At 64.8% G+C, this 14,642-nt stretch carries 16 protein-coding genes; 12 read left to right on the top strand and 4 right to left on the bottom strand.

The window, feature by feature from the left end; genetic code table 11:
* Together KFF05_03415 and KFF05_03410 are read right to left on the bottom strand one after the other, a co-directional pair.
* Entirely contained in the window at positions 1-270 is a 270-nt protein-coding gene (locus KFF05_03415; GenBank protein UTW53794.1) for a hypothetical protein, read from the bottom strand.
* A complete protein-coding gene (locus tag KFF05_03410; protein ID UTW52437.1) occupies positions 270-647 on the bottom strand; it encodes a response regulator in 378 nt (125 codons plus the stop codon). Before KFF05_03410 ends, KFF05_03415 begins: the two co-directional genes overlap by 1 nt.
* 162 nt (positions 648-809) lie before the next feature.
* Between KFF05_03410 and KFF05_03405 the strand changes: the two genes are divergently transcribed.
* Complete coding sequence (locus KFF05_03405) at positions 810-2,528, top strand: OPT/YSL family transporter (protein UTW52436.1); 1,719 nt, start codon at positions 810-812, stop codon at positions 2,526-2,528.
* On the opposite strand, the gene KFF05_03400 is transcribed toward KFF05_03405, so the two are convergent.
* Complete coding sequence (locus KFF05_03400) at positions 2,525-2,785, bottom strand: usg protein (GenBank protein ID UTW52435.1); 261 nt, start codon at positions 2,783-2,785, stop codon at positions 2,525-2,527. The two genes, KFF05_03405 and KFF05_03400, sit on opposite strands and share 4 nt — an antisense overlap.
* A gap of 296 nt (positions 2,786-3,081) precedes the next feature.
* On the opposite strand from KFF05_03400, the gene groES reads away from it, so the two are divergent.
* From groES to KFF05_03370, 6 genes are all read left to right on the top strand, one after another.
* Positions 3,082-3,399, top strand: coding sequence for a co-chaperone GroES (gene groES, locus KFF05_03395; GenBank protein ID UTW52434.1), 318 nt, complete (start codon positions 3,082-3,084; stop codon positions 3,397-3,399).
* Positions 3,400-3,468: 69 nt separating this feature from the next.
* Positions 3,469-5,109: a chaperonin GroEL gene (gene groL / locus KFF05_03390; GenBank protein ID UTW52433.1), complete on the top strand. Its 1,641-nt coding sequence runs from the start codon at positions 3,469-3,471 to the stop codon at positions 5,107-5,109.
* Between the two features lie 173 nt (positions 5,110-5,282).
* On the top strand, positions 5,283-6,122 hold the full coding sequence (locus tag KFF05_03385; GenBank protein UTW52432.1) for a mechanosensitive ion channel: 840 nt from the start codon (positions 5,283-5,285) through the stop codon (positions 6,120-6,122).
* Positions 6,115-6,972: a CBS domain-containing protein gene (locus KFF05_03380; GenBank protein ID UTW52431.1), complete on the top strand. Its 858-nt coding sequence runs from the start codon at positions 6,115-6,117 to the stop codon at positions 6,970-6,972. The genes KFF05_03385 and KFF05_03380 overlap by 8 nt, the downstream gene beginning before the upstream one ends.
* Positions 6,969-8,276 carry a magnesium transporter gene (locus tag KFF05_03375; protein ID UTW52430.1) on the top strand — a complete coding sequence of 436 codons (1,308 nt, stop codon included), beginning with the start codon at positions 6,969-6,971 and terminating at the stop codon, positions 8,274-8,276. The genes KFF05_03380 and KFF05_03375 overlap by 4 nt, the downstream gene beginning before the upstream one ends.
* 29 nt (positions 8,277-8,305) lie before the next feature.
* The gene (locus tag KFF05_03370; GenBank protein UTW52429.1) at positions 8,306-9,178 is read left to right on the top strand and encodes an alpha/beta hydrolase; all 873 of its coding nucleotides are present in this window, start codon (positions 8,306-8,308) and stop codon (positions 9,176-9,178) included.
* Between the two features lie 10 nt (positions 9,179-9,188).
* On the opposite strand, the gene KFF05_03365 is transcribed toward KFF05_03370, so the two are convergent.
* Complete coding sequence (locus KFF05_03365) at positions 9,189-10,187, bottom strand: hydroxyacid dehydrogenase (protein ID UTW52428.1); 999 nt, start codon at positions 10,185-10,187, stop codon at positions 9,189-9,191.
* A 301-nt stretch (positions 10,188-10,488) separates the two neighbouring features.
* On the opposite strand from KFF05_03365, the gene KFF05_03360 reads away from it, so the two are divergent.
* From KFF05_03360 to ccoP, 5 genes are all read left to right on the top strand, one after another.
* Positions 10,489-10,986, top strand: a complete 498-nt coding sequence (locus tag KFF05_03360) for a phasin family protein (protein UTW52427.1) — start codon at positions 10,489-10,491, stop codon at positions 10,984-10,986.
* Positions 10,987-11,194: 208 nt separating this feature from the next.
* On the top strand, positions 11,195-12,820 hold the full coding sequence (gene ccoN / locus KFF05_03355) for a cytochrome-c oxidase, cbb3-type subunit I (protein ID UTW52426.1): 1,626 nt from the start codon (positions 11,195-11,197) through the stop codon (positions 12,818-12,820).
* A gap of 21 nt (positions 12,821-12,841) precedes the next feature.
* Positions 12,842-13,567 carry a cytochrome-c oxidase, cbb3-type subunit II gene (gene ccoO / locus KFF05_03350; protein ID UTW52425.1) on the top strand — a complete coding sequence of 242 codons (726 nt, stop codon included), beginning with the start codon at positions 12,842-12,844 and terminating at the stop codon, positions 13,565-13,567.
* A 12-nt stretch (positions 13,568-13,579) separates the two neighbouring features.
* On the top strand, positions 13,580-13,744 hold the full coding sequence (locus KFF05_03345) for a cbb3-type cytochrome c oxidase subunit 3 (GenBank protein ID UTW52424.1): 165 nt from the start codon (positions 13,580-13,582) through the stop codon (positions 13,742-13,744).
* Between the two features lie 2 nt (positions 13,745-13,746).
* Positions 13,747-14,619: a cytochrome-c oxidase, cbb3-type subunit III gene (gene ccoP, locus KFF05_03340; GenBank protein ID UTW52423.1), complete on the top strand. Its 873-nt coding sequence runs from the start codon at positions 13,747-13,749 to the stop codon at positions 14,617-14,619.
* The last annotated feature ends 23 nt before the right edge of the window (positions 14,620-14,642 follow it).

Raw genomic sequence — 14,642 nt, 5'->3', positions numbered from 1 at the left:
TCAGTCGTCCCGCGGGGCAGGCCGGTCGACGTGTTCGGCGATCAGGTAGATCATGGCGACGACGCCGATCCATACGGCGAACAGAATCACGAAAATCCGCGGCAGCCCGAATAGGTCGGCCGGCCCCTCGCCCAGGGTCACCAGGGGCGGCAGAAACAGCAGCGTGGCAATCAGGAATAAGGAGACGGAAAAGGCGCCGACCCGGCTTGCTCCCCGCTCCGGAGCACCCGCCCGGCGCCGCTCGGGATCGCGTGCCGGACCGTCCACCATCAGTCCACGGCCAACCCGACCGCGGCCTTGACCCTGGCGACCAGGTCACGGGTGGAAAACGGTTTGGTGATGAAGTCGTCGGCCCCGGCGGACAGGCCCTTTTCGCGGTCCGCCTCGCGCCCCTTGGCCGTCAGCATGATGACGTGAACATCGGACCAGGCGCTGTTGCCGCGAATTTCCTCGCATACGGAAAAACCGTCCCGTTCCGGCAGCATGACGTCCAGCAGCACGACATCCGGTTTGGCCGCGCGCATTTCGCCGAGCGCCGCATTTCCGTCGCCGACGACCCGCGTCGTGAACCCCGATTTTTCGAGCAGAAATTTCAGCGACAGAACGATGTTGTCATCGTCTTCGACCACCAGGACGGAGTGATCCATGAATGTCTCCCATTATTTTCGGTGCATGATCCACGCACGCGTGCCGTTGCCGGCTTTTGTACGATTATACCCCGTAGATCCGCCGTCGCTGCAAGGTTTCTGACGCCATCCCGGTTGCGCCCGGTTTGACAGACAAGACCCCGTCTGCAAATTCTGGACGGCATGGAACAGGAAAGCCCCGCCGAATTCACCCGCCGCGCGGTCCTGACCGGCCTGATCCTGGGTGCGGCGCTGACTCCCTGCAATGTCTATTCAGGACTGAAGATCGGCTGGTCCTTCAACATGTCGATCGCTGCCGGGCTGCTGGCCGTGGGGGCTTGGCGCCTGGCCGAACGCAGCCTGGGCACCGCCCCCTTGGGCATCAAGGAAAACAACATCAACCAAACGGCAGCCTCTGCCTCGGCCTCCATTGTATCGGGCGGGCTGGTGGCGCCGATTCCGGCGCTGACACTGTTGACCGGGCAAACCCTGCAATGGCCCGTGCTGGCCTTCTGGGTATTCTGCGTGTCGATCCTGGGCGTTGTTGTCGCCGCCGGTCTGCGCCGCCAGATGATCGAACACGAAAATCTGGCTTTTCCCGCCGGCCTGGCCACGGCGGAAACCTTGAAGCGCATCCATGGCAAGGGCCGTGAACAAGGCGCCCGCCTGCGCGCCCTTTTGGCGGCGGCAGGGGTGTCGGCGGCGGCCAAACTGGCGGTCGATCTGGCGGCGGCGGTGCCCCGCCTGGCCCTGCCGGGGTCGTTGCCCGGGGGCGTGACTTTCAAAAATCTGGGCCTGGCGTTCGACCCGTCGCTGTTGATGATCGGTTTCGGGGCGCTGATCGGCCCGCGCGCGGGGCTGTCGCTGCTGCTCGGTGCGGTCGCATCCTGGGGCCTGCTCGCTCCCTGGGTGCTGGATCAGGGCTGGGCCCAGGCGGGGGCGCCCGGCACGGTGTGGTTTTCCGAACTGGTCGCCTGGCTGCTGTGGCCGGGGGTGACGCTCACGGTCGTCGCGGCTCTGACGTCCTTCGCGATCTCGGTCCTGCGTCTGCGCCGACGGCTGAAAGCCTCGGGCGGCCTGGGTGGGCGGACCGGTCGGGGTTACGCCCTGGCGCTGGCCGTGGTCACGGCGTTGATCTGCATCGCCGGATGGACCCTGTTCGGTTTGCCCGTCTGGGTTTCGGTGCTGGCGGTGGCGCTCAGCTACGTGCTGGCCGTGATCGCCGCCCGCGTGTCCGGGGAAACGGGGGTCACGCCCGTGGGGGCACTGGGCAAGGTGACGCAGCTGACCTATGGCGCCATCACGCCCGGCGACATGGCGGCCAACCTGATGACCGCCAACGTCACCGGGGGTGCTGCCGGGCAATGCGCCGACATGATGCATGATTTGAAAACCGGGTCCCTGATCGGTGCCGCACCGCGATTACAGATCTACGCGCAGGCGCTGGGCGTGCTGACGGGATCGCTGGCCGGGGCGGCGGTCTATCTGATCCTGATCCCCGACCCCGCCGCCATGCTGATGACCCCCGAATGGCCGGCCCCCGCCGTGGCGACTTGGAAGGCCGTGGCCGAGGTCATGGCCGCCGGCCTGGGCGCGATCCCGGAAGGGGCGGCCCCCGCCATGGCCATCGCGGCGGTGCTGGGCGTGATTCTGGGCGTGGCGGACCGTGTGCTGCCGGAACGCATCGCGCGCTGGCTGCCGAGCGCACCCGCCGCCGGTGTCGCCTTCGTCATTCCGGCGTGGAATTCGATCTCGCTCTGCCTGGGGGCTATGGTCGCGGCCGTTGCCGCACACCTCAACCCCCGGTGGACGGAACGCTACGGCACGGCCGTCGCCGCCGGGCTGGTCGCCGGGGAAAGCCTGATCGGGGTCGGCCTGGCGATTCCCCGCATGGCGGGCTAATGCAGGCGCATCATCCCCCCGACAAGACGAAATTCCGCCGGCTTGACCAAAGCCACCGAGGCGACGCGCACGGAATGCAGCGGGCCCTCCAGATTGTTTTCCCAGAATTCCAGGAACCGGCGCAGCACGGGAAAGTCCGGCGCCATGTCCATGTCCTGCCAGATGTAGTCCTGAAGAAGGTGAAGATGATCCGGCCGCCGATAGGTGATTTCGGCCGTGGTCAGCCGATACCCCGAAAGCTGCACTTCCAAAGACATGTCAGACCCTCCGTCTTGGTTGCGTGGCTTGCATATCCTCCCTGGACGGTCTGAATTGTTTCCTCTGAAATCCCCTGCCGTCAAGAATTAATGCGTTAAATCAATGCATTAGCAGCCGATGTACGAGAGTGCTGCCAATTCGCGGCAGGCGTGAATTTTTTTTGCCGGCAAGGGGTTGAAGGCCCCGGATCGGCGACTAAATTTTTTCGCGGAAACGGGGGAAAATGCCGGATTCCCGTGGGTTTTCTCCCGTCATTTGCTTGCTCAATCAAGGAATGTTCAAGAGGAGCCATCGCATGTTCAAACCTCTTCACGACCGGGTTCTCGTCCGCCGCATCGAACAGGACGAAAAAACCAAGGGCGGGATCATCATCCCCGATACGGCCAAGGAAAAGCCCATGGAGGGCGAGATCATCGCCGTCGGCTCGGGCCACAAGGCCGAGGACGGCACGGTCACGCCGCTGGACGTCCAAGCCGGTGACCGGGTCCTGTTCGGCAAGTGGTCGGGCACGGAAGTAACCCTCGACGGCGAGGAACTTCTGATCATGAAGGAATCGGACATCCTGGGCATCATCGACGGCGCCCAGACCGCGAAGACCAAGAAGGCCGCCTAAGGGCGTTCTGACCGGACATCTATCTATCAGCAATTAGAAAGCTGCCTCTCTTCAAAGGAGTGATCGAAAATGGCTGCGAAAGAAGTGAAGTTTCATGGTGACGCGCGGGCGCGTCTTCTCAAGGGTGTCGATACCCTGGCCAACGCCGTCAAGGTGACCCTCGGCCCCAAGGGCCGTAACGTCGTCATCGACAAGTCCTTCGGTGCGCCGCGCATCACCAAGGACGGCGTCACCGTCGCCAAGGAAATCGAACTGACCGACAAGTTCGAGAACATGGGCGCCCAGATGATCAAGGAAGTGGCGTCCAAGACCAACGACCTGGCCGGTGACGGGACCACCACCGCGACCGTTCTGGCCCAGGCCATCGTCCGTGAGGGTGCGAAGGCCGTGGCCGCCGGCATGAACCCGATGGATCTGAAGCGCGGCGTCGACATGGCCGTCGAGGCCGTCGTCGCCGACGTCAAGAAGCGGTCCCACGCCGTCAAGACCAACGAGGAAGTCGCCCAGGTCGGCACCATTTCCGCCAACGGCGACCGGTCCATCGGCGACATCATCGCCGAAGCCATGCAGCGGGTCGGCAACGAAGGCGTCATCACCGTGGAAGAGGCCAAGAGCCTGGAAACGGAACTGGACGTGGTCGAAGGCATGCAGTTCGACCGGGGCTATTCCTCGCCCTATTTCGTGACCAACACGGACAAGATGGCGTGCGAGTTGGAAAACCCCTACATCCTGATCCACGAGAAGAAACTGTCCAACCTGCAGGCCATGCTGCCGGTCCTGGAGGCGGTGGTGCAGGCGGGCAAGCCGCTTCTGATCATCGCCGAGGACATCGAAGGCGAAGCGCTGGCGACCCTGGTCGTCAACAAGCTGCGTGGTGGCCTGAAGGTCGCCGCCGTCAAGGCGCCGGGCTTCGGTGACCGCCGCAAGGCCATGCTGGAAGACATCGCCATCCTGACCAAGGGCCAGGTGATCTCCGAAGACTTGGGCATCAAGCTGGAGAACGTGACCCTCGACATGCTGGGCACGGCCAAGAAGGTGTCCATCACCAAGGACGACACCACCGTCGTCGACGGCGCCGGGTCGAAGAAGGAGATCGAAGCCCGCTGCGATCAGATCCGGGCGCAGATCGAGGACACCACCTCGGACTACGACCGCGAGAAGCTGCAGGAACGTCTGGCCAAGTTGGCCGGCGGTGTCGCGGTGATCAAGGTCGGCGGCGCCACCGAGGTCGAGGTGAAGGAGAAGAAGGACCGCGTCGACGACGCCCTTCACGCGACCCGCGCGGCCGTCGAGGAAGGCATCATCGCTGGCGGCGGCACGGCCCTGCTTTATGCCGTCAACGCACTCAAGAAGCTGGAACCGGAAAACAACGACCAGCAGGTCGGCATCGACATCGTCCGCCGCGCCCTGCAGGCCCCGGTGCGGCAGATCGCGGAAAACGCCGGCTTCGACGGCGCCGTGGTTGCCGGCAAGCTGATGGATCAGAAGGACACCAACTGGGGCTTCAACGCCCAGACCGGTGAATACCAGAACCTGGTCAAGAACGGCATCGTCGATCCAACCAAGGTGGTGCGCACGGCGCTGCAGGACGCGTCCTCCGTCGCCGGCCTGCTGATCACCACGGAAGCCATGGTCGCCGAAAAGCCCGAACCCAAGAAAGACGCGAGTGCGGGCGCCGGCATGCCGGACATGGGCGGCATGGACTTCTAAGTCTCCGTCAACACCCAAGTGCCCCCTGGCCGCCGGTCATAACGACCGGCGGCCTTTTTTATGCGCGCCGCCGCCGGTTCAGGGAAACTAGCTGAATACAACAAGGTGCGGGTTTGCTAGAGTCACCACAAGCCACCCTGGCCCAAGAAGTCCCCTTTGCAAAGGAGGCGTCGTTGGAAGAAGTGTCCGCCTGGGTCATCGACATCCGCAAGGTGTCGAGCGAGTTTTTCGAAACCATGGCCGCCTATCTGCCGTCCCTGCTGGGCGCGATCCTGATCGTTGTCCTGGGCTGGTTCGTGGCCCGTCTGCTGCGCGCTGGCACGCGCCGCCTGGGCGATACGGCCAACCGGCTTTTGACCCGGGTCGCCAGCACCGGCTTTCTCACCAGTTTCCAGGTGTCCACCGGCGTCGTTCGCATCGCCGCCAGCATGGTGTTCTGGGTCACCATGCTGCTGTTCATCACGGCGGCGACACGGGTTGCCGGGCTTGATGCCTTTTCTGTCTGGCTGGACCGCATCGTCGTCTACGTGCCGCATCTGGTGGCCGGCGGCGTCATCATCCTGGTCGGCTATCTGGTTTCCCTGGTCATCCGCGACGTCGTGGCCGCCGCCCTGGCATCGGCCAACATCGCGCAAAGCAATCTGATCGGCGCGCTGACCCAATGGGCGGTGCTGCTGGCGGCCGTGATCATCGGCGTCGAACAGCTGGGCGTCGACGTGACGATCCTGGTGATCATTGCCGCCACGGTGATCGCCGGGGTGCTCGGCGCCATGGCCCTGGCCTTCGGCCTGGGGGCCCGCGATCTGGTCGCCAACCTGGTCGCCGCCCATCATGCGCGGCGCCACCTGCTGCCCGGACAGCGCATCGCCTGGAACGGCAACGACGGCGAAATTCTGGAGATTTCAGCAACCGCCATCATCATCGCGACCGAGGGCGGGCGGACCCTGATCCCCGCGCGCACCTTTCTGACCGACGCCATCGTCCTGACCATCCCCGAGGACGCCGATGGCTGACCAGATCCCCCTCACCCTGGCCTTCATGGATACCCGGCCCGATGCCGCGGCCCGGGTTCTGGAAGACATGCCGGCCGAGGACGCGGCGGCCCTGTTCGCCCAGGTACCGGCCCGCGTCGGCGCCGAGGTGTTGCGCCAGATGGCGGCCTTCAGCGCCGCGCGCTGCCTGGAAATTCTGCCCGCCGAACGGGGGGCCGGGCTGCTGCGGGAACTGCCCTTCGTCGATGCGGTGACCTTTTTTCGCAACCTGGCGCCGGGCGTGCGCGGCACCATCGCCGACGCCCTGCCGGCCAATCTGGCCCGCGACCTGCGCATCGCCGTGACCTATCCCGTGGGCACGGTCGGCGCGGTCATGGATCAGACCGCCGTCTCCGTCGCCGCGACGCGCACGGTGGATGACATCGCCAAGCTGGTGAAGCGCCGCCGACGCAAGACCACGGACCATCTGTTCGTGGTCGACGACGACGGCCGGTTCCTGGGCACGGTTCGGGCCGGCGACCTTTTGCGCGCCGACGGCAAGACTTCGGTCGCCGACCTGATGGACGGCACGGTGGCGGCGCTGTCGAACCGCGCGACCCTGGCCTCAGTGCTCGGCAATCCGCAGTGGAACAGCTATCTGGCGCTGCCGGTGATCGGGCGCACGGGGAACTTCCTGGGCGCCCTCAGCCGCGCCGCGCTGGGCGCCGGGCTGGCGGAACTGCGGCGCGGCCGCCACACGCGAAGCCATGACGGCGCCGACACCCTGATGGGCAATCTTATATCCGCCTATCTGCTGGCCTGCGCCGGCATGCTGCGCACGGTGGCGCATATCGGCGACCCGGCCCCCGGCACGATCGGAGAACCGGAATGAGCGGCAATCTGGATGCCGCGACGGTCAAGCTGGAACGCCGGTTCCTGCTGGATTTCCCGTGGGAGGCGGCGCGCCGCATCGAGACCCTGCCGGCGGCGGAAACCGCCCCCACCCTGACCCGGCAGCCGGCCAACGTTCTGGCCCCCTTGTGGCGCATGCTGCTGCCGGAAACGGCGGCGCGGCTGTTGAAGCGCCTGCCCGACGACCTGGCCTGCGCCTTGTTGGGCGAACTGCGGCCCGGCGAGGCGCTGCGCGTGTTCAACGCCCTGAAACCGGCCGACCGCGAGCACTATCTGGCCGCCCTCGACCCGGCCATCGCCGACGACCTGAAACGCCTGGGCGACTTTCCCGAAGGCAGCGCCGGGCGCCTGATGATCACCGACATCGCGCAGTTCCGCAGCACCATGACCGCCAAGCAGGCGTTGGCCGCCTTGCGCCGCGCGCGGGCCAAGACGGCGCGTTCTTTGTTTCTCGTCGATGAGGACAACCGGTTGACCGGCAAGGTCGGCATCCAGGACCTTGCCGTCGCCGACCCGGCCGCCAAGCTGGCCGATATCGCGACGCCGGTTTTGGCCTATGTCAGCCCGCTGACCCCTCAGGAAGAGGTCGCCGACCTTCTGGAACAGCATCGCCTGGTCGACCTGCCTGTGGTCGACCACGACGGCCAACTGATGGGCGTGGTCCAGCACACCACCCTGATCGGCGCCCTGCAGGCTGATGCCTCCGTCGACATTCAGACCATGGTCGGTGCGTCCAAGGACGAACGCGCCCTGTCCAAACCCCTGTTCGCGGTCAGAAAGCGCCTGCCCTGGCTGCAGATCAACCTGCTGACCGCCTTCATGGCCGCCGCCGTGGTCGGCCTGTTCGAAGGCACCATCGCCAAGTTCACGGCCCTGGCCGTGCTGCTGCCGGTGGTCGCCGGACAATCGGGCAACGCGGGGGCGCAGGCCCTGGCGGTGACCATGCGCGGATTGGCGCTGCGCGAAATCACGCCGCGCCAATGGTTCGCCGTGACCTTCAAGGAAGCCAACGTGGGCCTGGTCAACGGCATCGCCGTCGCCGCGACCTGCGGCATCGGGGTGTATTTCTGGTCGGGCTCCCTCGGCCTTGTTCTGGTCATCACCGTGTCCATGGTGCTGGCCATGGTCGCCGCCGGGCTGGCGGGCGCCATCGTGCCCGTGGTGCTGACCAAGCTGGGCCAGGACCCGGCGGTCGCGTCGTCGATCATCCTGACCACGGTCACCGACATCGCCGGGTTCTTTTCCTTCCTCGGCATCGCGACTATTCTGTCCGGACTTCTGTAAAGACCACTTCAAAAAGACCGGAGATCTTCATGACCGCGACCGCCGCCGCCAAGGTATGGCTGGACTATGATCAGGACGAACTGGATCGCCAGTACGATCAGCGCTCCGTCGTGCCCGACGGCGACGATTACAAGGCCGCCGATGCCAAGGCCAGCGCGCAGGCACGGTCGGAAATCGCCTGTCGGCTCGACATTCCCTACAGTGTCACGTCCGACGAAACCCTGGACGTTTTTCCGGCCAACAATCCGGGTTCGCCGATCCTGGTGTTTTTCCACGGCGGCGCCTGGACCCGGGGCAGCAAATCCAGCGAAAGCTTCATCGCACCGCCCCTGGTCGCTGCCGGGGCCGCCGTGGTGCTCGTCGAATTCACGCTCTGCCCGGCGGGCACGCTGGCAGGCATGGTCCAGCAATGCCGCCGCGCCGTTGCCTGGGCCCACACCCATGCCGACGACATCAACGGCGACGCGGACCGCATCGTCATCGCCGGCCATTCGTCGGGATCACATCTGGCGTCGATGATGCTGGTGACCGATTGGGCCTCGCCCCGCATGCCCGGCGACCTTGTCAAAGGCTGCGTCATCACCAGCGGTATCTATGATCTGACGCCGGTGCGTCTGACCTACCGCAACAAGTACCTGAATCTGGACGATGCCGCCGTCGAGGCCCTCAGCCCGATCAAACAAATTCGCCCCGGGCTGCCCCCCGTCGCCCTGTTTTACGGCGGCAATGAACTGGCCGAATTCCGCCGCCAAGGCCACGCCTTCGCCGACACCCTGCGGGCGGCGGGCGTGACGGTCACCGAACAGGACCTGCCCGGCCTCAACCATTTCGAGATGGGCCGCCGTCTCGCCGATGCGGACGGCCCCGTCCACAAGGCGGCGCTTAAGCTGATGGGGCTTTAGCCCGGCTTGGTTAAGACGGTCGGCGCGACTGCGGGCTGTCCCAGACCTCCGGATTCAGGGGGAACGGCGGCATCTCGCCCTTGAGGGCCGTGGTGATCTGCTCCGCCGCCGAGATGGCCAGCGCCTTCGAGGCTTCCTGGGTCACCCCCGCCGTGTGCGGCGTGAAGATGACCTTGGGATTTTTGAGCAGCGCATGGTCGGCGGGCAGCGGTTCGGGGAACACGACGTCGAGCCCGGCCGCCCGGATATGCCCGGATTTGAGGGCCCCATCCAAGGCGTTGAGATCGATCAATTGCCCCCGCGCCGCGTTGACCACCACCGCCCCTTCGGGCAGGGCCGCCAGTTCGGCCGTGCTGATCATGTTGCGGGTTTCGTCCGTCAATTCCGCCGCCATGGCAAGCGCATCGCATTGCCCGAGCATGGCGTGCAGGTCCGGGCACATTTCCGCGCCGGTGACCAGGGCCAGCCGCGCGTTGACATAGGGATCGTAGGCGAGCACCCGGCAGTTGAAGGCAAGGCGCAGCTTCTTCGCCAGTTCCGAGCCGATATAGCCGAGGCCGACGATGCCGACCGTGCGCCCCTCGAGCTCATAAACCTGCAAGCCCTGGCGCTGCGACCAGGCGGTGCCGTCGCGGGCCGCGCGGTCGCCCCAGGTCAGTTGCTTGAGACAGGCCAGCAGCAACATCACCGTATGTTCGGCCACGGGCGTGCGCCCGAAGCCCAGATGGTTGACCACCAGAATGCCGCGCTCGGTCGCGGCGGGAATGTCGATGTTGTCGGTGCCGAAGCCCGAGGTCGAAATCACGATCAGGCCGGGTGCGGCGTCCATGATCTCGGCGGTCACCCGTTCGGGCGTACGCACCCAGAGCGCATTGGCATTGCCGAGAGCGGCCTTCACCTGATCGGCGTCGGGGCTGTCGACGACCACCAGCTCAATCCCGGCGGCGCGTAAAAGATCATGGCCGCCCGGATCGTACATCGGGCGCCAAAGCACGGCTTTCATGGTCATGGCGGATCTATCCCTCCCAAGGATCGTCGTTTCTTGTGATGCCCCCATCGGCCGCCATTTAGGAGCCAGCGGCGGCCGATAATCAAGCGGCACGTTCGCCCCTGACGGCCGCGAAAGCGGCGGAATGCAATGCGCGGCGGCCTTTTTAGGTGAATTGTGCACTGCACAATAAATCCCTTGACGATGCTGTAAACCTTGGGCATATTAGCATTGTTGCATCGCAACATGAATGGCGGTGCCGATGATCGGGCCGCCCGCTTCAGCCCTTTTCGCCATATCGGGAAACAGGAGATTTAAGACAATGGCTACCAAGAAAACGACCACCACTGACCCCTTCGCCCCCGTCCGGGAAACCATCCTGGAAGCGGTGAACACCGCCAAAGCGCAGCAGGAAAAGATTGCTTCCGCCGCCCAGGCTGAAACCGACAAGGCCCGTACCGCGGCCACCGAAGGGTTCGAACAGGCCGTTACGGCCTACCGCGAGAATTTCGAAGCCGCCGTCGCCGCCACCAAGGCCGCGGCCGGCAACCTGAGCAAGATCGAAGAGCTGACCCGCTCCCAGGCGACCGAACTCGCCGAAGACCGCGTCGCCGTGATCTTCAAGGCGATGTCGATCACTGACCCGTCCGAGCTGATGAAGCTGCAGGCCGACCTGATCGCCGCCGAGCAGAAGAAAGCCCAGGCCATGGCCAAGGAAGCGGTCGCGCTTTACCAGGGCGTCGCCAAGGATCTGTTCGCGCCGATCCAGACGCAGATGACCAAGGCCTTCGAAGCGGCTTCCAAGTTCAAGCCTGTCTAAGCTGAGTTCGCCCAAATCCACTTGCTGAAAATTGGCCCCGCGGCGACGCGGGGCCCTTTTTTTGCCGAAAATCCGCGCAGCAGCCCCCCCGGTTGACCTAGGTCAAGACGCCGGGCCGGCGATTTCTATAGGAAAGAGGAAGAAGCGACAGCGCCGCCGGGCTCGGCTCGGCGCGCACGGGTTATGCGCAACCGATAGAGGCGGAACCATGTCTTTCCTCATTTTCCTGCCCTTGGGCCTGATCGGCCTGCTGGGACTGTCCCTTGCCGCCGGTGCCGACGACACCGTCATGTACGGCCACGGCCTGCTGATGGCCGTGTTCGGGTTTCTCGGCATCTTCTGGGTCATCGCCCGCGACGGCGACATGGGTGGCCCGGCCAAGGCCGTCCCCGGCGGGGTCAACTACAACGACGGGGTGATCCGCGCCGGCGTCGTCGCCTCGACCTTCTGGGGCGTCGTCGGGTTCTCGGTCGGCCTCGTGATCGCGTTGCAGCTCGCCTTTCCGGTGCTCAACTTCGATCTGCCCTGGACCAATTTCGGCCGCCTGCGCCCGCTGCATACCTCGGCGGTGATCTTCGCCTTCGGCGGCAACGTCCTGATGATGACCTCGTTCCATGTCGTGCAGCGCACCTGCCAGGCCCGCCTCGCCGGCGGTTGGGCGCCGTGGTTCGTATTCTGGGGATATCAGCTGTTCCTGCTGATGGCCGCGTCGGGCTATATCCTGGGCGTCACCCAATCCAAGGAATACGCCGAACCGGAATGGTACGTCGATCTGTGGCTGACCATCGTCTGGGTCGTCTACCTGCTGGTCTTCATGGGCACCCTGTGGCGCCGCAAGGAACCGCACATCTACGTCGCCAACTGGTTCTATCTGGCGTTCATCGTGACCATCGCGATGCTGCACATCATCAACAACCTGGCGGTGCCGATCAGCCTGACGTCGACCAAAAGCTACGTGCTGTTCGCCGGCGTGCAAGATGCCCTGACCCAGTGGTGGTACGGCCATAACGCCGTCGGCTTCTTCCTGACCGCCGGCTTCCTCGGCATCATGTATTACTACGTGCCGAAACAGGCCGAACGGCCGGTTTATTCCTACCGCCTGTCGATCGTGCACTTCTGGTCACTGATCTTCCTCTATATCTGGGCCGGCCCGCACCACCTGCATTACACGGCCCTGCCCGACTGGGCACAGACGCTGGGCATGACCTTCTCGATCATGCTGTGGATGCCCAGCTGGGGCGGCATGATCAACGGCCTGATGACCTTGTCCGGTGCCTGGGACAAGCTGCGCACGGACCCGGTCCTGCGTCTGCTCGCGATCTCCATCGCGTTCTACGGCATGTCGACCTTCGAAGGCCCACTGATGTCGATCAAGGCCGTCAACGGCCTCAGCCACTTCACCGACTGGACCATCGGTCATGTGCACTCGGGGGCGCTCGGCTGGGTCGGCATGGTGTCGTTCGGCGCGATCTACTTCCTCGCACCGCGCATGTTCGCGGCGGACAAGCTCTATTCCCTGCGTCTCGTGTCCGCCCATTTCTGGCTCGCGACCGTGGGCATCGTGCTCTACGCCTCCGCCATGTGGGTCTCGGGGATCATGCAGGGGTTGATGTGGCGGGCTTACGACTCGCTCGGCTTCCTCGAATACTCCTTCGCGGAAACGGTCGAGGCCATGCATCCCTTCTACGTCATCCGGTCCCTGGGCGGACTGCTTTACGTCATCGGCGGGCTGGTCATGGCGTGGAACGTCTACCAGACCGCGCAGGGGCGCATCCGCGACGAACGCCCCTATGAAACCACGCCGGCCGCGCCCGCGACGGCGCCTGCTGAATAACGTCCGGGCAAGGAGACATTCATGTTCGATCATTCAAAGCTCGAAAAGAACTCGATCCTGATGCTGATCGGGATCCTGATCGTCGTGTCCATCGGCGGGCTGGTGGAAATCGCCCCCCTGTTCTACCTGGAAAGCACCATCGAGAAGGTCAAGGGCATGCGCCCCTACACCCCGCTGGAACTGGCCGGGCGCAACATCTACATCCGCGAAGGCTGCTATAACTGCCACAGCCAGATGGTTCGTCCGTTCCGCGACGAAGTGGAACGCTACGGCCATTATTCCCTGGCCGCGGAAAGCATGTACGACCACCCGTTCCAATGGGGCTCCAAACGCACGGGCCCGGATCTGGCGCGGGTCGGCGCCAAGTATTCCGACGAATGGCACATGACGCACCTGATCGACCCGCGCGCTCTGGTGCCGGAATCGGTGATGCCCGGATATCCGTTCCTGGCCACCACGGCGCTCAAGTACAAGGACATCAAAGACCACCTGACCGCCAACAAGATGGTCGGCGTGCCCTATGACGATGCCATGATCGCCGCCGCCAAGGCCGACCTGGAAGCCCAGGTCAACCCGGACAGTGACGGTGTCGAGGCCCTTCAACAGCGCTATCCCGGCGCCCAGGCCCGCAACTTCGACGCACAGCCGGGACCGGCCACGGAAATGGACGCCCTGATCGCCTATCTCCAGGTGCTTGGCACCATGGTCGACTTCAAGGCCTACAAGGCCGAAGACAACTACCGTTAGGAGGACGTTGCCATGCAAACCACCGGTACGGCCTTCGAACAGGTCGCCATGTTCGCCCAGACCTGGGGCCTCGTGTACCTCGCGGTCCTGTTCGCCGGGGTTCTGATCTATGCCCTGCGGCCCAGCGCCAAGAAGAAATTCCAGGACGCCGCCCAGATTCCGTTCAAGGAGGACTGATCATGTCTGATCACCGTCATGTTGACGAATTTACCGGCGTCGAGACGACCGGCCACGAATGGGACGGCATCCGCGAACTGGACAATCCCCTGCCGCGCTGGTGGCAATGGGTGTTCTGGGCCTGCGTGGTGTGGTCGGTCGGCTATTGGGTGGTTTATCCCGCCTGGCCGCTGGTCTCCAGCCATACCAAGGGCATGATCGGGTATTCCTCGCGGGCCGAGGTCGCCCAGGAGATCAAGACGGCGACGGCGGGCATGGCCGGGCAGCTGGAGCGCATCCGCAAGGCGCCGCTCGAACAGATCCGCACCGACACGGGCCTGCGTGAATTCGCGCTGGCCGGCGGCCGGTCGGCGTTCAACGTCAACTGTTCGCAGTGCCATGGTTCGGGCGCCCAGGGGTTCAAGGGCTTTCCCAACCTGAACGACGACGAATGGATCTGGGGCGGCACCATCGACGCCATCTTCCGCACCATCACCCACGGCATCCGCAACACCGAGGACGAAAACGCCCATCAGTCGGAGATGCCGGCCTTCGGGCGCGACGGCATCCTGACCAAGGCACAGGTTTCCGACGTGGCCGAATACGTTCTGTCCCTGTCCGGGCAGGCGGCGGACGCCACCGCGGCCGCCCGCGGCAAACCCCTGTTCACCGACAACTGCGCCGCCTGTCACGGTGACAACGGCCAGGGCAGCACCGAATTCGGCGCCCCCGCGCTGAACAACAACATCTGGCTCTACGGCGGTGACAAGCAATCCATCGTCGAGACCGTCACCAACAGCCGCCGCGGCGTCATGCCGGCCTGGGGCCGCCACCTAGACGAAGCCACGGTCAAGCAACTGGCCATCTATGTCCACTCGCTGGGAGGCGGCAAGTAGACCGCGTTTCAGGAAACACCACC

Source organism: bacterium SCSIO 12827 (genome assembly GCA_024397995.1).
Taxonomy (GTDB): domain Bacteria; phylum Pseudomonadota; class Alphaproteobacteria; order Rhodospirillales; family Casp-alpha2; genus UBA1479.
Note: the sequence above shows the minus strand (reverse complement) of the source record. Positions and strands in the feature narration are given on the sequence as shown.